The organism is Rhizobium sp. CC1099 (assembly GCF_029714385.1).
Classification (GTDB): domain Bacteria; phylum Pseudomonadota; class Alphaproteobacteria; order Rhizobiales; family Rhizobiaceae; genus Rhizobium.
In genome coordinates, this window is the sequence record NZ_CP121642.1 from 2,004,961 (window position 1) to 2,029,218 (window position 24,258).

The following is a 24,258-nucleotide window of genomic DNA, read 5'->3' on the forward strand; positions in this document are numbered from 1 at the left end:
GGCGCAAGGCACTCTCGCTGTACTTGGATTCAGCTGGCCGCGTCATCATAAACCGGTGGTCCGGTTGGTGCCCTTTTTCAACGGGAGCCGCGTAGGTCGACCCTTGCGGGCGGAGTGTTCAAACGACCCGATAGCAGCCCGCGAGAGAGCGGCGATCAGTCTGTCGGGCTCACATGGCTTATAAAGCAGCTGGCCTGCGGAGAAGGCGGGTTCGCTCTCGATCGCCGCATCTGGTTCGCCAGAATAGAGAATGAAGGGGACACTGCGCTCTGCAAGGGTCTTCACCGCAAACGAGCAGACTCCATCGCTGAGACGCGGATCGACGATGGCGATATTCGGGGTGTTGACACCCAGCCACCCGATAGCCTCGGCACAGGTCGACAGGGTGACGACCTTGTCGGCGCCGTTTTCCTGGAGGAGCTTCTCGATGTCGAGAGCGATGATCGGCTCGTCCTCAAGAAGCAGAACAGTTCCAATTGTCATCTTTGCACCCTTTGCTCTCGCAATTGTGCGCTATCAAATAGCGTACATCCGACACGGCTCGGAGTCACTTCACATTGTGAAGCGCCGAATGCGGCGCGCAGTCACAACTTACGTGTCATGTCATTCAGGCTTGCGTCTACGCAACGTTGCTTTTGTCCACCGCTGGCCGCCAGCAATACCCGGTCGGCGCGTTGAAGAAACTTCCAACGGAGGTGATTACTTTATGTGGGTCGCGCACCAGCAGATTGTTTTTAAATAGCAATCCCGCCGGCACTCTTTCCGGACTAATGCCATTGGGTGAATTGCAATCGGGCGTGATACATCGCCTCATTGAAAGCGGGGATTTTGTATTTCCTTTGCCGATGCTGGTCCCCGCTTGGCCCCTGCGTAAATTTGGGCGATTCGACCATGCGTCTCATTGTTGTGAACGACGTTTCCGTTGTCCGAGGTGGAGCCACGAAAGTCGCGATCCAGTGTCTGCAGGCTTGTGTGCAAGCCGCCGTGGATTGCACTTTCTTCGTCGGCGACGACGGGACCGGCCTGGAAGAGTCCGGTCTGCGCGTACCCGCGATCGCGCTTGGCGAGAAGCCGCTTCGAGATGGGCCTGTTATCGCGAATGTCTTCGACCGTCACTTCAACAAGCGGGCATACGAGGCGCTGGCTACGCTGTTGGGCCAATCCCGCGAAGAGACCGTCGTTCATGTGCACGGCTGGAACCAGATCCTATCGCCTTCGATCTTCCATGCATTGGCCGAGAGCCCGGCCCGCGTCATTATAACAGCCCACGACTTTTTCCTGAACTGCCCGAATGGCGGCCGCCTCAATTACAAGAGCGGCGAAATCTGCCCCGTCAAACCGATGTCATTCGAGTGCCTGGCAACCAACTGCGATAAGCGAAACTATCTGCACAAGCTCTGGCGCTTCCGCCGCATGCTGGGGCAGATTGGCGTGGGCGACGCCTTCTGGGAGCGCATCGAGGTGATCCTCGCGCATGAGAAGATGGAAGCCTATTTGACCCCCGGGCCAATCAGGAACTTCCAGACCTTGCGCACTCCCACCGAGCCTCTCACGTGGCGGCCGACGGAACCTTGGCGGCGCCAACGCATCATGTTCCTCGGCCGCATGACCTGGGAAAAGGGCGTGCGTACGCTGGGCGAAGCGCTGCGCATGACCGGTCAGGCAGCAACGCTGATCGGCCGCGGGCCGCTTCTCGAAGAAATGCAGGTGACGCTTCCCCATTGCTGGGTACCCGGCTGGCTCGATGATGCAACCGTGTCCGAGCTTGCCGACCAGGCACGGATATTCGTGATGCCGTCTCGGATGCCGGAGCCTTACGGGCTGGTGGCCGCCGAGGCGATCATGAGCGGAATCCCGGTAATCATAAGCAGCAACGCCCTCATGGCTGACGAGGTTGAGCAAAACGGCGCAGGGCTGGTGTTCAAGAGCGGCGATGCCGCCTCACTCGCCGAAGCGTTGTTGAAGGTCAAGAGCGACAGCCTTGTGCAAAAGCTCGCCGAAGGCGCCCGCGCCTTTGGCAAGAAGATTGCGCCCAGCCGCCCAGAATGGGAACGCCGGATGATCGCGATCTATACAGGGGGGCCTGCATTTCTTGCTGCTTAGGGGGGATCATGACGCGTGCACTCGTAACTGGCGGATGCGGCTTTGTCGGCCGGCATCTCTGTGACCGGCTTTTGGCCGAGGGCTTCGATGTGGTCTGCGTCGATTTGATGAAACCGGGAACGGGCGCAAGGCCACCGGTTTCAAGCCAGCGCCTGCATCGTCAGTTCACCTTGAATGAGCAGGATTGCCGGGCATTTTTCGAAAGCGCTGACGAACATTTCGACTATGTGTTTCACCTCGCGGCGCTCGTCGGTGGGCGCATGACGCTCGAGAACCAGACGCTGCTCGTTGCCGAAGATCTCGCCGTCGACGCAGCGCTCTGGCGGTGGGCAGGCGAATGCCGCCCCGGAACCGTCGTCTATTTCAGCTCCAGTGCGGCCTATCCCGTGGCGTTGCAGACTGAGGCGATGCAGACGAGGCTCTCCGAAGACATGATCTCTTTCGAGCGCCCGCTCGGCGTGCCCGACCTCAGCTACGGCTGGACCAAGCTCACCGGCGAGTACTTGATGAAGCTCTATGTCGAGCGCTATGGCGGCCGGGCCGTTGCCTACCGGCCATTCAGCGGCTACGGCGAGGACCAGGACCTCGCCTATCCCTTCCCCGCCATCTGCAGCAGGCTTCTCAAGGAGCGCGGCGCGCCGGAGGTCTCCGTCTGGGGGAGCGGACACCAATGCCGCGACTTCATCCACATTTCCGATTGCGTCGATTTCATCTGGGAAACGATGGACGCGCTGCCGTCAGGCGCAAGCCTCAACCTCTCGACGGGCAAGGCAACCTCTTTCATTGCGCTTGCCGAGCTTGTCAGCCGCGAGCTCGGCTGGGCACCGCAGGTGCGAGGAACGGCAAACCGTCCAGAGGGCGTATTCTTCCGCTGCGGCGACGTTGCGCTTCAAAAGTCGTTCGGACTCACGCCGAAGATCGGTATCGAGGAAGGCGTGCAGCGCTGCCTTGAGCATCACCACCGCCTCGAAGGTGCCTGCGTGTGACCCCAGCCCCTAACTGAAATGTGGAATACTTTCTGTAGCAAATATCTATCGCGAAACTCCAACTTTTGCGAGTGAGTTTCGCGACAAGCCATCCTCGTGGAAGGGCAACACCGGCCTACAGTGGCTTTCGGAAGAACACGACGCGCTGTGTCTCCTCAAATCCTAAAGCGGTATGGAGCGCATGGCTGGCTGAATTCTCAAGCAGCGCGTCAGAGCCAAACTCAACACACCCAAGCGACTTCCCCCAATCGGCAACGGCATTGCAAAGCAATCGTGCGATACCCTTTCGCCTGTCAACGGGCCGGACATAAATCCCTTCGAGGAATAGAACGGGCGAGCTGCTGCATCCATTCACATAATCATGTCGCAAAGTGGCCTCAGCAAACCCGACAGCTTCATTCGCAGCATTTCGAGCGATGAACGCGACGGCTTCTCCACTTTCTGAAAGAAACGCCCGGCCCAACTCAGCTCGATGATCTTCGAGCGAGTGATGCGGCCACAGCGCAACGCGAAGCTCCGCCCACGACTCAACATCTTTTATGGTCCCAATCTCAATAATCGATTCCATATTGCGGTTCCCTTCTTGTCGCAAAAAATCCCAATTAAAGCGACAGTTTTGCGACAGGTGAGTGCGCAGAATGCTTCACGAAGATAATTCCAGCAAGATAAACCGCCCCAAACACCCATGCCACAAGGGGATTCGGCACCAGTATCTACTTGGATTCCACATTTCGGTTAGGGGCTGGGCGTGTGACCCCGAACCTTATTGCGCAGGCGGGAAACTGACATGAACCTGCAGGCTTGGCAGAATGCAGTTGTCCGCTGTTTCGAAAAGCGCACTGACGGCCGCGCAGCTGAAGGATATCGGCGTCAGGTCACAAGAGGCCCGGGCCGAAGCGTCGAAATCCTGGTTTTGGCAGTAGCGTTCCCGGAACGCCTCACCCATGACGCTGCCTCGAAGCAGACCGCTCTCTGATAGGCCATAGCTCTCCAGAGGCGAGATTCCCACTTGCTCGGCTATAACTAACATGTTAGTCAATCTATACTGAATAGTCAGATCGCGGGATGTAGGTTCGTGGGGCGTTTTGGATTATCGGTCGCGCTGGCGACACCTTTCGACGGCGACGATAACATTGCAGTTTCCGCGATGATCGCTCAGGCAAAGCGCAGCCTTGCGGCCGGCTGCTCCAGCGTCACGCTGTTTGGGACGACCGGCGAAGGATCGTCGATCGGCAGCGCTGAGCGCCAGAGGGTGCTTGCGGCATTCATCGAGGCCGGTATTGATCCCTCCCAAATCGTCGTGGGCGTCCTGGTCGATGCCGCCGAGGATGCTGCCGCCCAGACGGGCTATACCCTGTCCATGGGTGTCCGAAACATTCTCCTCGCCCCGCCTTGCTATTTCAAGAATGTCAGCGACGAAGGCATTTTCCGCTGGTTTTGTGCGGTATTCCGCATTCTCGGGGACCAGGCCCGCGACATCATCGTCTATAACATTCCCTCCGTCACGATGGTGCCCTTGAGCGTTGCGCTGATCGGCCGCCTGCGTCAGGCGTTTCCCGGAATTGTAACGGGCGTCAAGGATTCCTCCGGCGATTGGGCCTTTACCGAAAAGCTGCTCGAGGCCCATCACGATCTCATCATCCTGATCGGCGATGAGCGTCATCTGGCACAAGGCACGCGCCTGGGCGGCCAGGGCGCAATCTCCGGCATGGCGAATTTCATCGCCCCCGAGATCAAGCGGATGGCCGAAGAGGGAAAGGATGATGCGCGCGTGGTCGCTTTCGTAGCCGAGCTGCTGAAGTATCCCGTGACCCCCGCCGTAAAGGTGATGATCGCACATCTGAGCGACGATGAAATGTGGCTTGCGGTCCGCCCGCCGCTCGTTTCAATATCCGGCGAAGGATGCAGCAAGCTTGCCCTCGCCTTTGACGCCCTGTTTCAAAAAAAGGCCGCTTAATCGTCATGTACGAAGGGGGATCCATGGATGGACTGGACGAACAGCCGACGTTGCGGGAAAGAGCTTATGAGAGCTTTACTCGACATCTGCTGGCGCGCGATGTCCGCCCTGGTCAGTTCGTCTCCCAACGCCGTCTCGTCGAACTGACAGGACTGACGCTCGGCGCAATTCGTGAACTCATTCCAAGACTCGAAGCCGAAGGCCTCATCAAGACGGTGCCGCAGCGCGGCCTGCAGATTGCTCATATCGATCTCAACCTGATCCGCGAAGCCTTTCAGCTTCGCGTGTTCCTGGAGAAGGAGGCGGTTGCGCTTTTTACGCGGTCGGCCTCCGACGAAACGATCGCGGGCCTCCTGAAAATGCACCGGGACATCGCCGACGCCATCAATGGCGGCAACAATTCGCATGAACTTGAGCTTCACGCCCAGGCTGTGGACTGGGGAATGCATGACGCCTTCATCGACGCGCTCGGCAACACCATCATCTCGAATGTCTACCGGGTGAATTCAATCAAGATGCGCCTTATAAGCCAGGAACGCTTTCGTATCGACGGCCGTGTCGGGCCGGTCATGGGAGAACATCTGAAGGTTCTCGAAGCCATCGAGCGACGGTCTGCGGAAGATGCGGTCAGCGCGCTCGTCGCACATATCCATCACGCGAGGGACCGCGCACTCAGATTATAGGCAAAGCAAGCCGGCGGTGAGGAGATCTCCGGCAAGAAGAGGAGGAATGGCATGTCATCTTCAATTTGGAATCCAACTCGCCGGGGCTTTCTGGCTGGTTCTGCCGCTCTCGGCGCCGCCGGCTTTCTTGGCGTCCGGGCGGCTTCGGCCGCCGTTGACTGGAAACGGTTTTCCGGCACGACGCTCGAAGTCAATCTCGTCAAGAGCCCACGCAGTGAAATCATCCTCAAATATCTCGGCGAGTTCGAAGAGCTGACCGGTATAAAGGTCAATGCCGAGGCGACGCCCGAACAGCAGCAGCGCCAGAAGACGACGATCGAACTCAGCTCCGGAATGCCGAGCTTCGACGTTGTTCACATGAGCTATCATGTGCAGAAACGACAGTTCGAAAAGGGTGGCTGGCTTGCCGATATAAGCGGATTTCTCAAGGATCCGTCCCTTACCGATCCGTCTCTGGTCGAGGGCGACTTCGCCGATGCGGGCCTGCAGTTCGCCAAGGATTCCGACGGCCTCCTGCGCTCCCTGCCCTTCTCCGTCGACTACTGGATTGTCTACTGGAACAAGCAGCTCTTCGAGAAGAAAGGCCTTTCGTACCCGGCAACCTTCGAAGAGATGGCGAACGCCGCAGAGGCCCTGACCGACGCGTCGAGCAACACTTACGGCTTCGTTGCCCGCGGACTGAAAAACGCCAATGTCCCCGTCTGGACGGCCCTCATGCTCGGTTATGGCATGACCCCCCTCGGGCCCGACGGCAAACTGCGCACCACCTCCGACGAGGCCATCCAGGCGGCAACGCTCTACCAGCGTCTGATGACCAAGGCAGCGCCTGTCGGCGTCTCCGGATTCAATTGGGCAGAAGCGCAATCGGCATTCCTGCAGGGCAAGATCGGCATGTGGCTCGATGGCGTCGGCTTTGCACCGCCGATCGAAAACCCGGAAAAATCCCGCGTCGTCGGCCAGGTGGGTTACGGGATCATGCCGAAGGGCCCGAAAGCGCAGGCAGCCGCAACATTTGGCGACGGTATCGGCGTAACGGCAGCAAGCAAGAACAAGGAAGCGGCCTACCTCTTCTGCCAATGGGTGGTTTCCCATGACATGGGTGCCCGGCTTCTGCAGGCCGGTGCCGGCGTTCCCTTCCGCCCCTCTATCCTTGAAGATCCCAAGGTCCGCGAAGGCGTCACCATGCCGAGCGCATGGGTCGACGCGGTCGTCGGCTCCGGCAAGATTTCGAAGCTCGCCCTGCCGGTCATCATCCCGGTCACTGAATTCCGGGACATCTATGGCGTCGGCCTGACGAACATGATCGGCGGCGCAGATCCGGCCGCCGAACTCAAGTCCGCCACGGCCCAGTTCGAGCCGGTGCTGGCGCGAAGCGAGGGATGATGTCTTCGGTGAGCATTGAAGCCGCCAAAGCGACGGCAACCAGTGCGAGGAGCAAGCCCAGTGGGCTTGCCCCGAACTACTGGCCCTTCGTCGTTCCAGCCCTGATCGTGATCGCGGCCGTCATCGTTTTTCCATGGGTTTTCACCCTGTGGATGAGCGTAAACAGCTGGACGCTTGGCCAGGCACAGGCCTTTTCAGGCTGGGACAACTATCTCCGTCTCGCGACCGACACGCGTTTTTGGGATTCTCTTTGGCATACCGTCCTTTATACGGTGCTTGCGGTGATCGGACCTCTGTTTCTCGGAACGCTCGCCGCCCTCATCTTTGACGCGCAGTTCCCGTTGCGCGGACTCCTGCGCGGCATATTCGTCATGCCGATGATGGCGACGCCTGTTGCCATCGCGCTCGTCTGGACGATGATGTTTCATCCGCAGCTCGGCGTCCTCAATTATCTTCTCTCATTGGTGGGAATTGGGCCTCAGGAATGGATCTACAATCAGACGAGCGTCATTCCCTCGCTGGTTCTGGTGGAAACCTGGCAGTGGACGCCGCTGATCATGCTGATCGTGCTTGGCGGTCTTGCGGCTCTGCCGCGCGAGCCGTATGAAAGCGCGGAAATCGATGGTGCCAATGCCTGGCAGAAGTTCCGTTATCTCACGCTGCCGATGATTGCGCCCTTCCTGATGGTCGGCGTCATCATCCGCAGCATCGATGCCGTAAAGAGCTTCGACATCATCTATGCGATGACGCAAGGCGGACCGGGCACGGCCTCGGAGACGATCAATATCTATCTCTACAATACGGCCTTTTCCTATTACGACATCGGTTACGGATCTGCGATGGCCGTCGTCTTCTTCGTCGTCATCGTCGCGCTCTCCTTCGTTTTAATGATGGTGCGCGCGCGGACGAACTGGTCAAACACGGAGACACGCTGATGAAGCGCAAGACGCTCGATCGCATCGGTCTTTTCTTCGTCGCGCTGGTGATGGTCTCGCCGGTCATCCTCTTCTTTCTGTGGATGATCTCGCTGTCCCTGAAATACGAAATCGACAATGGAGCCTATCCGCCGATCTTCATCCCAGAGCGATTTGCCTGGTCGAACTACGTCAAAGTCTTCGAGGAAAACAATTTCTTCCTGTATTTCTGGAATTCCATTCTTGTGACGGGGGCGGCGACATTTCTGGCGCTTTTGATTGGCGTGCCGGCAGGCTATGGCATTGCCCGGCTCAAAGCCGAGCGTTCGGCAATGGTCATCATGATCGCGCGAATGACACCCGGGCTTTCCTTTCTGATCCCGCTCTTCTTGCTGTTCCAATGGCTGGATCTCCTCGGCACACTCTGGCCACAGATCATCATCCATCTCGTGGTGACTGTGCCGATCGTCGTCTGGATCATGATCGGCTATTTCGAAACGACGCCGATGGAGCTCGAAGAGGCGGCAAGTATCGACGGGGCAACGCCATGGCAGGTCTTCCGCCTGGTGGCGCTGCCGATCGCCAAGCCCGGCATTGTCGTCGCCTTCATCCTCTCCGTCATCTTCTCGTGGAACAATTTCGTGTTCGGTATCGTGCTCGCGAGCCGCGAAACCCGGACGTTGCCGGTGGCAGTCTACAACATGCTTTCCTTCGAGCAGGTCAGTTGGGGACCGCTTGCGGCGGCAGCTCTGATCGTCACGCTGCCGGTGCTGGTGCTGACAATGTTTGCCCAGAAGCAGATCGTTGCTGGTTTGACGGCGGGCGCCGTCAAAGGCAGCTGATGGCGGGCATGCTGTTTTGACGAGGGAGAGGGTTTCAAAGGCAAAGGACCGACAGCCGCACGTCTTGTGCGTCGGCGCAGCTGTGCTGGATACGCTGTTTCGCGTTCGTAAAATGCCGACGGGACAAGGCAAGGTTCTGCCATATGACATGCTGCAGATCGCCGAGGGTATGGCCTCGAGCGCGGCTTACGCTGTTGTCAGGCTTGGGGGCAAGGCAAGCCTGTGGGGTGCTGTTGGGGATGACGAAACAGGCAAGCGCATTATCGCGGATCTCTCTCTAGCCGGCATCGACATAAGCGGAATGCATATCGTGCAAGGCGCGAGATCTGCAGTTTCGACCATCCTGGTTGACGACGACGGCGAGCGCCTCATTGTCCCCTTTTACGACCCCGAACTGCATCGCTCCGTCAAACACATTTCGACAACTGAAATCGCCATTTTCGACGCCGTTTTAGTTGACGTTCGATGGCCAGAGCTTGCTCTCAAGGTCCTGGAAACGGCGCAGAGCCTCGGCAAGCCGGCGATCTTGGATGGCGACGTCGCCGCCGATGGGGTCATCGAGCGGCTGGGGCCGGCAGCGAGCCACATCATCTTTTCGCGCCCTGCAGCAGGCAAGCTGGCAGCGACGGAAGATTGTGCTGCGGCCATTGGCGTGCTCAAGCAGCGTTTCCCGCTGGCATTTATCAGCGTCACGGCGGGTGAAAACGGCGCCTATTGGTATGACGATGTCAACGATTGCGTGATGCATATGACCGCGCGACCCGCCAAAACAGTCGATACGCTTGCGGCGGGCGACATCTTCCACGGCGCGTTTGCCTTTGCCGTCGCACAGCAATTGCAAATCGAAGATGCCATGCGCATGTCATCGGCGGCGGCGGCACTTAAGTGTCAGGTCTTCGGCGGACGCACGGGTGCACCCGACAGCGATCAGCTTGCCGCCTGTCTGGCACAGTGGACGCCGCAGATCTCGCGGGTGTAACTGCGCTTGGAGCGCTGGTTCAGCCGCCATGAAACAGCGTCCTTCCGAATTCACTTCTTTAAATTGTGTATTGTCATTACTATTCCCTCACTGAGGGTGTCACGATAAAGTCACGACATCTTTGTGCAAGCCTGTGCTTAGTTCTCTCGGAGGCGCCATGGAGCGGATCCAACGCAAACAGGATCGCCGATGGAGCGCATCATTTCGCGGTTTGGAGAACATTGCAGGAAATGAGATTGCAGGCAGCCTTGATGCTCTCCAAGCAGGATTTAGTCGACGAGCAGGTTTCTTCTCTGCGAGCGTTTCAATAGCAGGTGCGGATGCCCATCGAATTCAGACGAATAACGCATGTCGAAGCGGCGCAAAGCGCAGCTATTATGGTGCAGGCTTACGCCGAGCCGCCTTGGAATGAAGCGTGGTCGATAGAGAATGCAGCTTGGCGTCTGGATGAACTGGCCGCAACACCTGGCTGCCTTGGTGTGGCAGCGTTCGAGGCGAAAGAAGCCATCGGATTCGCCTTTGCCCTTCCGCATACCTCGGTGATCGGCCGCGGCCTGCACCTTGCTGAAATAGCCGTATTGCCCAAGCATCAAGGAAAGGGAGTTGGCTCGGGTCTGCTGGGCCGCCTCCAAATCGAAGCCCGAACTATGGGTTATCTGCAGATCTGGCTCGTTTCCCAGCAGAGCGGCCGTGTTGCGGACTATTACACGGGTAATGGGTATGAGCCGTCGAACAGGCTTGGCGTTTATTCCAAACGACTTCGCTAGCTGCGATGATGAAGCAATGAGCCATGGCCGAGCTTGTCGGCCGGGCTAGTGCTTGTGCAGATTAATGGCGTCCACCGACAGTGTCAGGTCGGGCAGCCCCGTTTCAGCGCCATCCCCGATCTCGCGGGTAACGGCCTTCAGGGCCAGGTCGAGCCAATGCGTCGCGTTGACAAGCTCAACGTCCTGCGCCGCGTATCTTGCGTAAGTGATCATTCGGGCGAGCGCGATGAGCTCATCCAATTCCTCAATGGATCTTGCATTGTGGCTTGAGCCATCTGGATTACCTGCAGAAGTGGCGCTCATCTCGATCTCCAAAATCTCTGGAGAACATATTGGGGATGACGGCGAAGAGCCCGTGAAAAACGCGTGACACAATCCGTAATTGCACTGAGCGGCGCATACGCTGTTAAATGGGCGAAACAAATGTCTCGTTCATATGCCAGGTAATCTCTCTATCAAGGGGGAAGTCACTGATGGTGCGAACAGCTTCCAGAAGAGCAAGAGCATCAATCCGTTTCTGATCGACGGCGTTTGAGACCAGCAGCGAAAGCAACTCCCGCGGTGCCGCAATGTTGGCCGTGCCACAATTGGCGACGATCGATTGCCAGGTCCGTTCCTTGAAGAAGATTCGAGCAGCATTCTCTTCAAGCCTTACCCGCATTGCAGATGCAAGTTGCTTTTCGCTTTCCAATTTGTCGAGCGTTGCCCTGACATTCACGAGCGGCACCGTCAGGGATTTGTATCCATATTCCATTGGGCCGTGGAGCAAAGCGACGTCAGCGTCATCGACGGTCGCGCCCTTCTCGTATTCACGGAAGATCCGGCCGATGCCAATCATTCCAAAGAGCTGGCATTCTGCAGCGCGCAGTGCTCCCATGCTGGCCGCGCCTAATACAGCCACATTCTGCGATAGCGCGTAGAGGATCTCCTTGTGCCAGACCGGCGCCGTATATTCGAACCCCCCGTCGATTAGCCCGATGACACTCGCGCCACGCCTCACGGCGGCAAGAACATCGCCCTGAACCGCAGGTGGGCAGACGAAGGCCTCATCTCCAGCGAAGGATGCCGCATCTGGAAGGCTCGGACCGACAAAGATCACCTTCATGACATGATAGCCTTTGAAACCGCCCGATTTCCAAAGCGGCGTGCGCGCCCGCCCTCCGGATTTTCAAGGGCAGGGATAAAGATTTTCGCGACGCTAAAAGGAAGTGCGGGATCGCTGAGGGCCAGGACGATGACTTGATCTATTTGCTTTTTGCGCAAGGCACTCAGTGTATAGTCGAGATGTTGAGCGAGAGATTGCGGATACGCCGGCGCAATCGTCGCCGGCATCGCCGGAACGGCCTGGAAAAGAGTGCGCGTCTGCAACGGGAGAGGTGCAAGGAAGGTTTCGGGCAAAATGTCGTCCCGTGCACCGCTGATATAGGTCAACCGGGATTGAGCTGCTTCGGTTACAGCCCGTATGGCCGCCCGAACGGGCGATGGATGAGCGCCGCTTCCTGCCGTCACTTCGACAAAACGGACATTTGCGTCGTCATGAATATCGCCTGGGCCTAAAATTGCGGTGAAGCACGGAACGGCGATATCGCTCATCATGTCGAAGAGCCGAAGTACCAACCCGGCCGTTTCGATCTTTTCGATCAATTGATCCAAGGCCGCGTCCTTAAGACCGCGTGGATCGATGCAACGCGAGTGGCGGTCTCTGTCATTGCCTATCCGCCAAAGGACATAGGCATCCCGTTCTATGCGCTCGAGCATGCCATGTAGCATTGCCTCCTCGAGCGTGTTTCCGGACGCCAAGCCATCGGAGGACATCCAGAAGCGGCAATCGCGTGTCCGGTCGAGGATCGCAGCCTCGAAAGGGATATAGATCTCGGTCCCCGACAAGAGTTCCCTGCCGAGCGCCCATTCGATCTCTTCGTCATTGCCTATGTCGTTCTTGTGGCGACCGATCAGACAGTTCAGCTTTTCGACCCTGTAGCCGGATTCTTGAAGGTGACGCGCGCTTGCCTGGACAGTATCGACGGAAGGATTGCCGGCAACGGCCCGTTCCAGGGCCTCCATGACGGCCGATACCTTCGCATCGTCGTCGCTCAGGCCCTTGCCTTGGGCGACGACGATCGAGCGGGCGTTGGGAGAATAGGCACACCAGACGGGTATCCCGATGCGATCGAGACCGGTGTGACGTGCGACACGGGTAACGCCGAAGTCAACCAGTAACGGCGCGACACGCGTGAGCGTCTCTGACGGCACGATGGTCCGGTCGGAATATGAAAGGACTTGAGCGGCTGTCAGAGCAGCATCTCAACCGTCGACGTGACCGGAAAACACCGTTTGCGCCGAAGAAACCGCGATGGCGAAGTCCACCTTCTTCACAAAGGTGCCTCCTGTCTTGCGGACATCCGAAACAACTTGTGCCAGCTCTCCAACCGGCGATCCAAGCGGCTTCACCGTGCCTGCGTCAAGATCCGCAATCCAGAGATCCGCTTGTCCTGCAACACCGAATACGACAGCTTTTTCCATGAATTTTCTCCATAAGGGTTGTTTTAAAATCCGGCCTTTAAAAGGCCTTCCCGATAAAGGTCCTTCTGCCATTGTTCCTTGAAAGGAACGACGGAGAGCCATTTCTCGACATCGAAAACAGGATTCAGTGCTTCGGCGCGTTGCCGGTAAAACTGTGCCCGCTTTCGATCGCCGATCATCGCACAGCTCGCCGCCGCGATCCGGTGAGCCGGTGCTTTGTCTTTCATTGCCTCCACGTAATCGATTGCGTCTTCATACTGCTCAAGAAAGTAACATGCCCCTGCGGCGCACCAGAGATAAGCGTCGGGCGATATCGGGTTGAGCGAGATCGCCTTTTTGATCTTCGACAGCGCGTCCCCCGGGCGAGACGCATGTACGAGCGTGTCAGCATGGCTATAGATGACGTCGGCAAAATGCGGACTCAATTCCTCCGCCAGGCTGAGGGCGGAAACGCTGTGATCGACGTCGCCGAGATAAAGCTTGGCGACCCCCAATTCTCGATGTCCGCCGGCAAATATCGAATCCCCTTCGATGGCCTTCTCAGCGCTCGTTTCCGCAAGGCGCAGCAGCTCTTCGTTTCCCTGCGCGGTCACAAGCCACTCGCTCGTATAGGTGCGGGCAAGACCGGCAAATGCTGGCGAGAAGTTGGGATTGTACCGAAGGGCCTCCTTGAAGGCGCCACGTGCCTTGCGGATATGAGGCAACGTCAGTTTGCCCATCAAGCTCGCGCCAACGAGATAGGAATGATACGCTTGAGGATCGGCCTCGATGTTCAATCTGGCCTGCTCGTTCTTCGCCAGCTCCCGCACAAGGGAAAAGGTCAGCCTCTGAGCAATGAGCCGCCTTTGTGTCGGCAGTGCATCCGATGTCATCGTAAAGCGCGTTGCCCAGATGACCTCGTCGGTGGGAAAATAGATAAGCTGGGCATAGAGCCCCTCAGCCGAAAGCCGCGTTTCAAGGAGATAAGAGATCGAATGCCGCGTAACGACCTGGGCTTTGTCGGAGTCGCGACGAATTTGCTCGGCCGTGTGCGGTGCGACAATAGAAATGTTGCGAAGCGCGCAAAGCTCGATGGTGACGTCTTCGATCAGGGCGTTGGCAATAGCGAGCCCGGCAACATGTCCCTGTGGGATTGGCGGAAGCAGCACGACTCGAGGAAGGACTGACGACGAAGGCTTGCCAGGCTCGATGCGAACGAGCGCGTCTTGCGGGCTCGACGGCAGGGCGTCGATTTTTAGCCTGCTTGCCTTTTCACGCCTATCCCCGTCAGCCAGACTGGTTCCAGATAGTTGGCGAAGCATTTCCCTGATTTCTTCATCGCCCGGATCTTTCTCCAGAAGATAAAGGCCCGCGGTGGATATTGCCCGGACATCATCGTTGCTTTGGGCATGTGGCAGGGCGTCAAAGAGCACTTCGCGCAGCTTCAATCTGTGATTCCGACGCTCTCCCGTGATCCAGTTGTCGATCGACCTGGTTGAAGGTTTCACGCTTGCCATGAAATCCCGCTGAAGCAGGTCGCTGATCGCTCTCAATCGCGCCAACGGGGACATTGCGCTGTCGAGAGCCTGAAGATCGACGGCAAGAGCCTCCGTGCGAAGCCGGATCGAACTGGAGGTGATCTGAAGCAGCGCCGCGTTCGTATCGTCGTCGATCTGTCGAATACGTGAGATCAATTTGCGCAGGTTAAGTCCCGACAGCTCGGCCTCCGCGTCGGCCCACAGAAACTCCGAGAGCTCATGACGGCTCAGTTCATGGGTCTTGCGGCTGAAGAGATAGGCGACCATCACCAGGCCTTTGGCCGGATAGCGAATGGCGTTGCCATTCGCATCGGTCAGTCGCAGATCGCCAAATGTCTGCAGATACAGCATCAAAGTGTTTATCCTCGCTCGGGCTCTATCTGACTGGAACTGTCGCGATGGTTCTCGACCGGGTTTGCAGAGCCAAGGCTCCTGGTAAGGGCAAGCAATTTTTGACGGACGTTAGGATCTTCGATTGCCAGAAATGCCCTGCTGAGTGCCACTCCCTCCTTCGACGTCATAAACAGCGTGACATCATCCGTCTCGCGCCGCGGCTCGACATCGGGTGACGCGCTCGCATTGTTTTCGAAAAAGTACCCGACGGGGACTCTGAGAATTTCCGCAATCCTCTGGAGCCTGCTGGCACCAATTCGGTTCATACCCTTCTCGTATTTTTGCACCTGCTGAAATGTAATACCCAAGGCTTCCGCTAAACTGCCCTGGCTCAAGCCAAGAACCTTGCGCCGGAGCCGCAGACGCCCGCCTACATATACATCAATAGCATTTGGAGATTTCGCCTTCATGGGGCCCCTCATGGCTCATGCGACGTGCATCATGATGCATTCCGTCAAAAATGCAACTAAAGGTGATCTTTTATCGAACGATATTCTTGGTGTCCCACCACGGATCGTCTTAATGTTATGCAACCAAGTCTAACTGGTTTCAATTTAAGGTACCTGACTTGGGAATAAACCTGCGACGAGTCCCGGGGGCAGCGTGTTTTAGCATGAAATACTATACTGCTATTTAAAATTGTGTCACGTCGATTTCACGCATCCCCGGCAATTTTTACAGTTATGCTTCCTCCGTCAATATTGGGGGCTTTCGGCCGATCGTGGCGAGCAATCGCAGTGTCAGCGAGCTTTTCTATTGGGTCGATGCGTCGTCGGTGATCACCACCGCTAAGGATCGGAGTTATGAGAACTATGGAATTACCTTCTATACAGGTCAATCATGCCGATCGTCTTTTTGCCTGCCGGCAGAAGATCGAAGAGGCCGTGCACGAGATCATTTTCAGCGAGAGGCTAATGGAGTTTTCGGCAGCAGAGATCGCCATGGCGGTCGCTGATATAGCCGACGATTATATCCTGACGATTGCCAAGCAGAAATCGGCAACGCACTAGCCGGGCTTGTCATCGGATCCAGCGTTTGACGTCTGGGGCGCCATAACAAATGCCTCTCCGAAGGCCGTCAGCCTGAGCTCGTGATTCGGAAGTCCGATGGCGCCTCATCCAAGGAGGCCTGTTCGGTCACGACACTGGAAACGGACGCGCCGACGGGTCCGTTCCAAAACTGTTTCAACATTGCGGAAACCGCCGCATCCTGTCCGGCGATCAACGCGGTCACAGATCCGTCATCTTCGTTTCGCACCCAGCCGGTCAAGCCGAACCGCTGTGCCTGGGTCTTTGTCCATATGCGGAAGCTGACGCCCTGGACCCTTCCCGATATGTGCACGAGCGTCGCCTTGCGATCATCCGTCATGACCACCTCCCTCAATGCCTTTTCGTGAATGTGAAGTGCATGAAAGGAAATGCAAGCACCTTCTGTGCACGCAGTACGGCGCAAAGCATCTTTCAGCCGTAGAGATAGTTCGGAAGCCAAAGTGCCATTCCCGGCCAAACATACATGATGACCATGCAAAGGATGACGATCAGCATGTAGGGCATCATACCTGCGAAGATCTGGTTGAGCGTGACGTGCGGCGGTGAAACGCCCTTGAGATAGTAAGCCGACATCGCCACCGGCGGCGACAGGAAGGCTGCCTGCAGATTGACGAAGACGAGGACGCCCCAAAGGATGGGGTCGATATCGAAGTGTCTCAGCATCGGCAGGAAGATCGGCACGAAGATAATGATGATCTCGGTCCATTCCAGCGGCCAACCAAGAATGAAGATGATCGCCTGCGACAGGATCATGAACTTCACCGGTGTCAACTCAAGCGCCAGCACCCATTCTTCGATCAGCGCCTGCCCTCCCAGGATGGCGAAAACGGCGGAGAAAAGCGCGGAGCCGACGAAGAGCCAACAGACCATCGCCGTCGTCTTCGCCGTCAGGAATACTGCCTCCTTGGTGCGTTTCCAGTTGAGCGTTCTGGCCTGGAATGCCAACAGGAAGGCGCCGGCCGCGCCGACTGCGGCAGACTCGGTTGCCGTCGTGATACCGAACAGGATGACGGCGAGCACGACGATAGTGAGGACCGCAAGCGGCATGACGGAGGACACCAGAAGCTTTATCACCTGAAGCCGCTCCGCACCCATGTTGTAGTAGTAGCGGGAAAGGGCCGCAGCAGCGATTGCTGCAACGAGTGCGAACGACACGTAGAAGCTCGTCGCCGGGCCATTGACCATGGCAGCGCTCGCATCCGCCGCAGGCGCTCCGAGCTGCTCCAGCCCTTCCGGGGCTTCCGCCTCGCCTAAGGCCTGCGGATGGATAACAACATACCACCACACCAGCAGCAGCGTGAATGCAGTCAAGGAGAAGGGCACGAGGGCTGCACAGAAATTCTTGAGGAGCGTCCAGTAGGTGAGCCGTCCCTCAGCCGTTTCGAGTGCCATCGCCTTCGATGGCGAGGTCAATGCACGCAGAAGACCGAGCATCATGTTTTGCGAATAGGCCGCCTGAAGACTGCGCATCCAGCTTGCCACCGGAACCCGCGTCTGCTCCTCCGGCAAGGCGGGCGCGACTTTCGGGTTGATCGCCGCCCAGGTGAGAATATAGGCGAGATAGAGGAACGCGAGGAAGAAACCTGGAAACATCGTCGCAGCGTAGAGCTTGACCACGGACTGCCCGGCAACCGCCGCATAGACAATGATCATCACCGAGGGCGGGATCAGGATGCCCAGCGTACCGCCCGCGGTTATGACGCCGGAGGCAAGCTTCACGTCATAGCCCGCTCGCAACATCGGGCTCATGGCGATCACCCCCATCAGCACGACGACGGCGCCGACGAGACCGCTCGCAATCCCCCAGAACGTGCACACGATCAGGGTTGCCACGGCAAGCGACGCAGGGACGCGCCGGAACGACAGCTGGATGCTGTAGAACATCTTGTCGACCAGCGCGCCGCGCTCCATCACGTAGCCCATCAATACGAAGAGCGGGATGGAGATCAAGACGTCGTTGGTCATTGCTCCGTAGGTGCGCTGAACCATCAGGTCGAAGACGCGATTGTCGATCCAGTGCTCGGCGGGATTATAGAAGGCGTAGAAGCCGAAGAGCATGCCGAGCCCCATCAGCGTGAAGGCGGTCGGGAACCCCATCATGATGACGACCACGATGAGAAGCAGCATCATCAGCCCGAGGAACGGATCGCTCACGTTTCGATATCTCCCCCCATTCCCCGTTGACGCGCGGCCCTGTCTAGGTCGTGGGCGCGCTCGATGGCTGCCTCGCGCGTCTTTGCGTCTACGTGCTCGCTTTGCGCAAGCTGCTCGGCAACAACGTCAATCTCCTCCACGTCCTTGAGCCGGGCCGGCCACGCGCCGGTCCTCAGGCAGACGATGCAGCGAAGGATTTCGGCAAGCCCCTGCAGCATGACGAGCGCGCCCGCCACCGGAATGACCGTCTTGAAGTAATAGATCGGCGGGCCTTCTGCGGTCACCGTCGAATGCTCGCCGATCCGCCAGGAAAGCGCCGCATAGTCATAGCCGGCGTAAACAAGGGCGGCGACGCCAGGCAGGAAGAAGAGGACGTAAAGGACGAGATCGAGACCAGCCTGGATCCGGGGCCTTAGCGAGCTATAAAGGAAATCGCCGCGCACATGCGCATTCTGCGCCAGCGCGTAGGCTCCGGCGAGCATGAACAGGGTACCATAGAACATGTTGCTGGCGTCGAAGATCCACGCCGTGGGCATGTTCAGGATGTAACGCTTGAACACCTCGATGCAAACCAGCGTCATCAGGCCGATGATGAGCCAGGCCGAAGCTTTTCCGACCCACACGCTGACGGCATCCACCCTGAGCAGAAAATGCTGAACGTTCACGCGTGCCCCCGGGAAAGAGCATATCCTCACTGCAAGCATCACCGGGGCTCCTGCCCGGTGATGCTTGAATCATACGTCAGAGTTCCTTTGCCACCCCGTTTGGTCCGAAGTAGTGATCAAAGGCGAGCCGCCGGCCGACGACGGTGTCCTGCTCCCATCGCGTTGCCCGCTCTGCGAAGGCGATCTGCGATTGAAGAATCTCCTTGAACAGCGGGTTTTCGCCGGCCTTCTTCTTCACCACCTCGTCGTAGACCTCCAGTTGCCTTTTCAGGATCGCCTCAGGAGTCTTATAGAACTTCACCTTGTCGGTCGTCTGCATCTCGACATAGTCTTTCGAATAGCGGTCGATCGCCTTCCAGGCCATGTCCTGAGACGCCGCCTCGACGGCATTGATGATGATTGCCTTCATCTGTTCGGGCAGGCCGTCATACTTGGTCTTGTTGAACATGATTTCGAATTGCTCGGCATTCTGGTGATAGCCTTGCAGCATGCAGATCTTCGAAACGTCTGGAAAACCGAGGACCCGGTCGGATGAGGCATTGTTGAACTCGGCCGCATCAAGCAGCCCGCGGTCGAGCGCCGCAACGATTTCTCCAGCGGGCAGCGCGTTGACCGCGGCCCCAAGAGCCGTGAAGACGTCGATCGAAATGCCGACGGTGCGGAACTTCAGGCCCTGGATATCCTCGATTTTGGCGACCGGCTTCTTGAACCAGCCGAGCGGTTGTGTCGGCATTGGGCCATAGGGGAACGAGACGACGTTCGCGCCGATCGATTCGTAAAGCTTGGCGAGCAGCTCCTTGCCGCCGCCATATTTATGCCAGGCAAGCAGCATGTTGGCATCCATCGCAAAGCCTGGACCCGAGCCCCAGAGCGCCAGCGCCGTCTGTTTGCCGTAATGATAGACAAGCACGCCGTGGCCGCCGTCGAGCGTCCCCTGGGAGACCGCATCGAGCAGGCCGAAGGCCGGCACAACGGCACCCGCCGGCAATACCTCGATCTTGAGATCACCGCCGGTCATGTCGTTGACCTTCTGTGCAAAATCGAGTGCGAACTCGTGAAAGATATCCTTGGAAGGCCAGGTGCTCTGCCAGCGCATGTTGACCGGCCCCTGCGCCTTGACGACGCTTGGCGCCGCCATCATCGCCGCGCCGGCCATGGCTGCGCCGCTTAGGAATTTACGGCGCGACGTTTTCCCCTCGACCTGGGTTCTGCGTTTCATTTCTTCCTCCCGAAAGCATGGGCTTTCTCGCCCTTTGATGGGCGGGATGAGGAAAGGGCATGCCGTGTCCGCCCGCATCCCGCTCATGATCTAGGTTCTTAACTTCAGATGATACTCCTCAACGAGCCCCAAGCAAAGATTGCAAAAATGGACACTTGAGCATTTCCTTAAATCCGCACGACTCATCGAAGGAAAACAGGCGATCGGGAAGGTGGTTTGTGAATATTCGCCCAATTCTAGAAAGGAGAATTCTCAGCCTTTGCGAGCATCCGGCGGCAACGGCGGAAGTCGATGATCGTATGCCAGAGCACGGCAGCCAGGATGATTGCACCGCCCAAGAACGTGGCGGCCGGCGGTTGTTCGGCAAAGAACAGCCAGACCCAGAAAGGTGTCAGAACGATTTCCATGGTGCCGAGAAGGGCAGCTTCCGCCGGCGCCATACGTCGTGCACCCGCAAGGAACAGAACCAGCGCAATGGAGAAATTCGTAGCCCCGAATGCCGCAAGCACGACCCAGTTGTGAAGATCAAGGGAACCGATCGAACCAAAAGGTGCAAAGAGGATAAGGGTGAGAAACGCACTGACGATAGTCGGGGGAAGGCTTGGCACATCGGGGTTGATGCGGGGAATGATGATGACAAGGGCAAATGAGACGGTCATTCCGAGCGCCAGAAGGTCGCCAGTTCCTGTGCCGCCGCCGATTGAAGAGGCCACGATGACCGCCACTCCCGAGAAACAGACGCCTCCGGCAACGAGGGTTCGCCTTGCGACTTTCTCCTTCAGGATCAGCCAGCCGAAGAGGGCGGCAATGAAGGGGGCGGTGGCGTAGATCATCGTGACGTTCGCAACGCTGGTCATATAGAGTGCGCCGATGAAGCAGGCCTGACTGAAGGTCTGACATCCAATCATCGCAAGACCCGAGGGATGGAAGACCGAGCGCCATTGACGGCTGGAAAAGCCGCCTTCCAGGAAGAGGCTCGGAACCAGGAGAAAAAGACCGCCGAAAAGCGAGCGCCAGGCGATCGTCGTCCACACATCGACAGTCAAGAGCCGCGAATAGAGGCCACTGGCGCTCCAGGCAAGAGTTGCGGCGACCACAAGAGCAATGCCTTTTTCGTGCTCGCTGAGCGCGAAGGAACGTGCCTGAAGATGGATGGTCATGCGGGCTGCCTTGGGACAAGACTGAAGCGACACGATCTGTGTGCGCCCGTAATTGACATCAGGCAAACGAATAGTAGAGATGTCTGCCATCGGATTTCTTTGTGGCTGCCCATGCGTGAACCAATTGAAAGCGACCTGCTGAGGACCTTTCTGGTTGTGACCGAAACGTCGAACTTTTCGGCCGCCGCCCAGCGCATCGGCCGAACCCAGTCGGCTGTCAGCGCTCAGGTGAAACGACTAGAGGACACGATCGGCGAAACGCTTTTCGAAAGAGGCGCGCGCGGCGTTGCTCTGACAGGCGCTGGAACGCAGCTCCTTCCCTATGCCCGACGGGTGATCGACCTTCTGAACGAGGCAACGGCGACGATCCGGACCAAGCCGCTGGACGGGCCTGTTCGCATCGGTATCCCCGAAGAATATAGTCAGACCGTATTGCCGGCCGCACTTGCTGCATTCTCCGTGCGCCACCCGGCCGTCGAGGTGACGATCTCTTGCGATTACACATCCCATAATCTCGCAGCGCTCGAACGCGACGAACTGGACCTCGCCGTCGTCTTCGACTGGAGCAATCAGATCAACGGCGAGGTACTTTGCATCGACCCTACGGTTTGGGTGACCTCGCTGGTGCATCGGTTACACGACGCCGATCCGCTGCCGATCGCAATTTACAGAAATTCAACCTGGTGCCGCGATTTTGCACTTCGTTCGCTGGAGCAGCACGGCCGCAGATATCGCATTGCCTTCATTGCCGATACGAGTTCCGGACTGAAGAACGCGGTCGCCGCCGGGCTTGCGGTGACCACGCTCTCCCGCAGCAACATCCCGCCCGGATGCCGGGAACTGACGAGTGCTGATGGCTTTCCGCTGGTCGATTCATCCCGGGTCGTATTGCGCCGCAGCCGGCATCATTCCACCGCGGCGATCCAGGAACTGGCCGAAAGGGTGCGGGAGGCCTTCCAGCCTATGGCCGCTCTTGCGCCAACATGATGCGACGGCGAAGGCGTCGCCGGGTGTCGGAGGGGCTCTCGGAGAAGCTTGCCCGGTAGCTCCGGGCAAAGGCGGAAGCCGAATTGAAGCCGGTTGCGGCAGCGATATCGGCAAAAGATGCCTTGGTCTCGATCACCTTGCGACGGGCAGCATTCAACCGCAACGCCAGATAGTGCACATGCGGCGGCGCCCCAATGCTCTCCTGAAAGAGCCCCTGCAGGTGGCGCGGGCTGATGCCGACGCGGCGCGCAAGCCTGGCCAGAACCAAAGGCTGCTCGATGTTGTCTTCCATCAACCGGATCGCGTGAGCGACACGCGGATCGCGCATCCGCAAACTGACAGTCGATGGAGAAAGCTCGTGCTCGGAATGGAAATTTGCTTGTTCGTAGCTGAAGAGCCGGCTCACCTCCAGCGCCAGCGAATAACCTTGCCGCTGCCGGATCACCTCGAGCATCAGATCGACGGTCGGCAATGAGCCGGCAGTGGTCAGCCGCTTGCCATCGATGACGAAGCGGTCCCTTGAGGCACGAACTTGCGGGTAGGCGAGTGCGAAATCTTCGAAATCCTCCCAATGGATAGTCGCAGAATACCCATCAAGAAGGCTTGCTTCGGCAAGCAGCCACGTGCCGGATTCGATGCCGGCAATCATCCTTCGGTAGCGAGCAGCCTGCGAAAGCTGCATCTTCAGGGCCGGAGTGGCACTTTGCCGCCAGTTGTAGCTCGCAAGCACGAAGAGTGGCGCCGTATCGGCCGAAGCCTTGAAGGGCGCGCAGGCGGGAACCGGGATGTCGCTGGTGGTAGGAGCCGGATCGCCATCCGGGGTCAATAGACGCCAGCGATAGATCTCGCTGCCGGCAATGCGGTTGGCGCCTCGCAACGGCTCGATCACCGAGGCGATCAGGATCAGGTTCGTTTCCGGCAATATCAGAAGGTCTATATCGAGCCGTTCTGTCGATCGCGTCAGCATTGACCCTCCACGATTTCCAAAACTGTATCACCTAGTTCCGTTAATGCAAAGCAATGGCCGGAGCTTTGCCGCGTAATGGTTTCAATACGAGGGAGAACAAAATGCCTCTTGTGATGAACCGCGATGTCTTCATCACCTGTGCCGTGACCGGCGCCGGCGATACGGTCTCGAAATCCAGCCACGTTCCCGTTACTCCCAAGCAGATCGCGGATTCCGCGATCGACGCCGCCAAGGCTGGGGCGGCAGTCGTTCACTGCCATGTCCGCGATCCGGACACCGGTGCCGCAAGCCGGCGCAACGACCTCTACAGGGAAGTCACCGATCGCATCCGCTCCGCCGAGATCGATGTCGTGCTCAATCTGACGGCCGGCATGGGCGGCGACCTGATTTTCGGCAATGTCGAAACGCCTCTGCCCCTCAACCCAAAAGGGACCGACATGGCGGGCGCCAGCGAGCGTGTCAGCCATGTCGGCGAATGCCTGCCGGAAATCTGCACGCTCGACTGCGGTACCATGAACTTCAGTCTCGGCGACTATGTCATGACCAATACGCCAGGCATGCTGCGCGCGATGGCGAAGAAGATGACCGATCTCGGTGTGCGGCCAGAAATCGAGGCGTTCGATACCGGCCATCTCTGGTTCGCCAAACAGCTTGCCGAAGAACGCCTGATCGAGGACCCGGTGCTGATCCAGCTCTGCATGGGTATCCCGTGGGGGGCGCCGGACGATCTCAATACCTTCATGGCGATGGTCAACAACGTGCCGCAGAGCTGGACCTTTTCGGCCTTCTCGATCGGCCGCAACGCCATGGCCTATCCGGCAGCGGCTATTCTCGCCGGCGGAAACGTCCGTGTCGGCCTGGAGGACAATCTCTATGCCGGCAAGGGCACGCTTGCCACCAATGCCCAGCTTGTCGAAAAGGCAGTCCAGGTGGTCGAAGGCATGGGCGCGCGCATCATCGGACCGGAAGAGGTCCGAAAGAAGCTGAAACTGACGAAGCGCTGAGGGCCG

Annotated in this window: 27 protein-coding genes; 13 read left to right on the plus strand and 14 right to left on the minus strand. The window is 58.2% G+C overall.

The annotated features are described in order from the left end of the window. Positions 1 to 45: 45 nt before the first annotated feature. Positions 46 to 483 (minus strand): response regulator, encoded by a 438-nt coding sequence (locus QA644_RS30900; protein WP_239603042.1) that lies wholly within the window; start codon positions 481 to 483, stop codon positions 46 to 48. 408 nt (positions 484 to 891) lie between these two features. On the opposite strand from QA644_RS30900, the gene QA644_RS30905 reads away from it, so the two are divergent. Both QA644_RS30905 and QA644_RS30910 read left to right on the plus strand, forming a co-directional pair. Beyond that, the gene (locus tag QA644_RS30905; protein WP_283072921.1) at positions 892 to 2,103 is read left to right on the plus strand and encodes a glycosyltransferase family 4 protein; all 1,212 of its coding nucleotides are present in this window, start codon (positions 892 to 894) and stop codon (positions 2,101 to 2,103) included. 8 nt (positions 2,104 to 2,111) lie between these two features. Then, positions 2,112 to 3,089, plus strand: coding sequence for an NAD-dependent epimerase/dehydratase family protein (locus QA644_RS30910; RefSeq protein ID WP_283072922.1), 978 nt, complete (start codon positions 2,112 to 2,114; stop codon positions 3,087 to 3,089). 115 nt (positions 3,090 to 3,204) lie between these two features. Here the strand turns inward: QA644_RS30910 and aac(6') are convergent, their stop codons facing one another. Continuing rightward, positions 3,205 to 3,657 (minus strand): aminoglycoside 6'-N-acetyltransferase, encoded by a 453-nt coding sequence (gene aac(6') / locus QA644_RS30915; protein WP_239603036.1) that lies wholly within the window; start codon positions 3,655 to 3,657, stop codon positions 3,205 to 3,207. Positions 3,658 to 3,876: 219 nt separating this feature from the next. Between aac(6') and QA644_RS30920 the strand changes: the two genes are divergently transcribed. The 8 genes from QA644_RS30920 (at position 3,877) to QA644_RS30955 (ending at position 10,614) form a co-directional block, all read left to right on the plus strand. After that, positions 3,877 to 4,065: a hypothetical protein gene (locus QA644_RS30920; protein ID WP_283072923.1), complete on the plus strand. Its 189-nt coding sequence runs from the start codon at positions 3,877 to 3,879 to the stop codon at positions 4,063 to 4,065. 99 nt (positions 4,066 to 4,164) lie between these two features. Next, a complete protein-coding gene (locus QA644_RS30925; RefSeq protein WP_283072924.1) occupies positions 4,165 to 5,046 on the plus strand; it encodes a dihydrodipicolinate synthase family protein in 882 nt (293 codons plus the stop codon). Positions 5,047 to 5,069: 23 nt separating this feature from the next. Further along, complete coding sequence (locus tag QA644_RS30930; RefSeq protein WP_194730616.1) at positions 5,070 to 5,729, plus strand: GntR family transcriptional regulator; 660 nt, start codon at positions 5,070 to 5,072, stop codon at positions 5,727 to 5,729. A gap of 51 nt (positions 5,730 to 5,780) precedes the next feature. Next, positions 5,781 to 7,112, plus strand: coding sequence for a sugar ABC transporter substrate-binding protein (locus QA644_RS30935; protein WP_283072925.1), 1,332 nt, complete (start codon positions 5,781 to 5,783; stop codon positions 7,110 to 7,112). Continuing rightward, positions 7,112 to 8,047, plus strand: a complete 936-nt coding sequence (locus tag QA644_RS30940; protein WP_194731888.1) for a sugar ABC transporter permease — start codon at positions 7,112 to 7,114, stop codon at positions 8,045 to 8,047. Before QA644_RS30935 ends, QA644_RS30940 begins: the two co-directional genes overlap by 1 nt. Continuing rightward, a complete protein-coding gene (locus QA644_RS30945; RefSeq protein WP_022712712.1) occupies positions 8,047 to 8,868 on the plus strand; it encodes a carbohydrate ABC transporter permease in 822 nt (273 codons plus the stop codon). The genes QA644_RS30940 and QA644_RS30945 overlap by 1 nt, the downstream gene beginning before the upstream one ends. A gap of 112 nt (positions 8,869 to 8,980) precedes the next feature. Then, positions 8,981 to 9,847 (plus strand): PfkB family carbohydrate kinase, encoded by an 867-nt coding sequence (locus QA644_RS30950; RefSeq protein WP_283072926.1) that lies wholly within the window; start codon positions 8,981 to 8,983, stop codon positions 9,845 to 9,847. Positions 9,848 to 10,167: 320 nt separating this feature from the next. After that, on the plus strand, positions 10,168 to 10,614 hold the full coding sequence (locus tag QA644_RS30955; RefSeq protein WP_283072927.1) for a GNAT family N-acetyltransferase: 447 nt from the start codon (positions 10,168 to 10,170) through the stop codon (positions 10,612 to 10,614). Between the two features lie 45 nt (positions 10,615 to 10,659). Here the strand turns inward: QA644_RS30955 and QA644_RS30960 are convergent, their stop codons facing one another. The 6 genes from QA644_RS30960 to QA644_RS30985 all read right to left on the minus strand — a co-directional run bounded on the left by QA644_RS30960 (position 10,660) and on the right by QA644_RS30985 (position 15,457). Beyond that, positions 10,660 to 10,917: a hypothetical protein gene (locus tag QA644_RS30960; protein ID WP_194730612.1), complete on the minus strand. Its 258-nt coding sequence runs from the start codon at positions 10,915 to 10,917 to the stop codon at positions 10,660 to 10,662. Positions 10,918 to 11,020: 103 nt separating this feature from the next. Beyond that, the gene (locus QA644_RS30965) at positions 11,021 to 11,719 is read right to left on the minus strand and encodes a TfuA-like protein (RefSeq protein WP_283072928.1); all 699 of its coding nucleotides are present in this window, start codon (positions 11,717 to 11,719) and stop codon (positions 11,021 to 11,023) included. Continuing rightward, entirely contained in the window at positions 11,716 to 12,870 is a 1,155-nt protein-coding gene (locus QA644_RS30970; RefSeq protein ID WP_283074059.1) for a YcaO-like family protein, read from the minus strand. The genes QA644_RS30965 and QA644_RS30970 overlap by 4 nt, the downstream gene beginning before the upstream one ends. 48 nt (positions 12,871 to 12,918) lie before the next feature. Then, a complete protein-coding gene (locus tag QA644_RS30975) occupies positions 12,919 to 13,137 on the minus strand; it encodes a hypothetical protein (RefSeq protein WP_283072929.1) in 219 nt (72 codons plus the stop codon). Positions 13,138 to 13,160: 23 nt separating this feature from the next. Next, a complete protein-coding gene (locus tag QA644_RS30980; RefSeq protein WP_283072930.1) occupies positions 13,161 to 15,005 on the minus strand; it encodes a peptide antibiotic resistance protein in 1,845 nt (614 codons plus the stop codon). Between the two features lie 8 nt (positions 15,006 to 15,013). After that, on the minus strand, positions 15,014 to 15,457 hold the full coding sequence (locus QA644_RS30985) for a helix-turn-helix transcriptional regulator (RefSeq protein ID WP_283072931.1): 444 nt from the start codon (positions 15,455 to 15,457) through the stop codon (positions 15,014 to 15,016). A 402-nt stretch (positions 15,458 to 15,859) separates the two neighbouring features. Here QA644_RS30985 and QA644_RS30990 point away from each other — a divergent pair, with 402 nt between their 5' ends. Continuing rightward, positions 15,860 to 16,057, plus strand: a complete 198-nt coding sequence (locus tag QA644_RS30990; protein WP_022712721.1) for a hypothetical protein — start codon at positions 15,860 to 15,862, stop codon at positions 16,055 to 16,057. Positions 16,058 to 16,124: 67 nt separating this feature from the next. Here QA644_RS30990 and QA644_RS30995 read toward each other — a convergent pair whose 3' ends face one another. The 5 genes from QA644_RS30995 to QA644_RS31015 form a co-directional block, all read right to left on the minus strand. After that, on the minus strand, positions 16,125 to 16,415 hold the full coding sequence (locus QA644_RS30995) for an acylphosphatase (protein ID WP_283072932.1): 291 nt from the start codon (positions 16,413 to 16,415) through the stop codon (positions 16,125 to 16,127). 92 nt (positions 16,416 to 16,507) lie between these two features. Next, positions 16,508 to 18,250, minus strand: a complete 1,743-nt coding sequence (locus tag QA644_RS31000) for a TRAP transporter large permease subunit (protein WP_283072933.1) — start codon at positions 18,248 to 18,250, stop codon at positions 16,508 to 16,510. After that, positions 18,247 to 18,954: a TRAP transporter small permease subunit gene (locus tag QA644_RS31005; RefSeq protein ID WP_283072934.1), complete on the minus strand. Its 708-nt coding sequence runs from the start codon at positions 18,952 to 18,954 to the stop codon at positions 18,247 to 18,249. The genes QA644_RS31000 and QA644_RS31005 overlap by 4 nt, the downstream gene beginning before the upstream one ends. Before the next feature lie 37 nt (positions 18,955 to 18,991). Beyond that, on the minus strand, positions 18,992 to 20,134 hold the full coding sequence (locus QA644_RS31010) for a TRAP transporter substrate-binding protein (RefSeq protein WP_283072935.1): 1,143 nt from the start codon (positions 20,132 to 20,134) through the stop codon (positions 18,992 to 18,994). A 236-nt stretch (positions 20,135 to 20,370) separates the two neighbouring features. Next, entirely contained in the window at positions 20,371 to 21,294 is a 924-nt protein-coding gene (locus QA644_RS31015) for a DMT family transporter (RefSeq protein ID WP_283072936.1), read from the minus strand. Positions 21,295 to 21,405: 111 nt separating this feature from the next. Between QA644_RS31015 and QA644_RS31020 the strand changes: the two genes are divergently transcribed. Beyond that, positions 21,406 to 22,281, plus strand: a complete 876-nt coding sequence (locus QA644_RS31020; RefSeq protein ID WP_239603014.1) for a LysR substrate-binding domain-containing protein — start codon at positions 21,406 to 21,408, stop codon at positions 22,279 to 22,281. Here QA644_RS31020 and QA644_RS31025 read toward each other — a convergent pair. Next, a complete protein-coding gene (locus tag QA644_RS31025) occupies positions 22,256 to 23,248 on the minus strand; it encodes a GlxA family transcriptional regulator (RefSeq protein WP_239603012.1) in 993 nt (330 codons plus the stop codon). The two genes, QA644_RS31020 and QA644_RS31025, sit on opposite strands and share 26 nt — an antisense overlap. Positions 23,249 to 23,349: 101 nt before the next feature. Between QA644_RS31025 and QA644_RS31030 the strand changes: the two genes are divergently transcribed. After that, a complete protein-coding gene (locus QA644_RS31030) occupies positions 23,350 to 24,252 on the plus strand; it encodes a 3-keto-5-aminohexanoate cleavage protein (RefSeq protein ID WP_194730601.1) in 903 nt (300 codons plus the stop codon). The last annotated feature ends 6 nt before the right edge of the window (positions 24,253 to 24,258 follow it).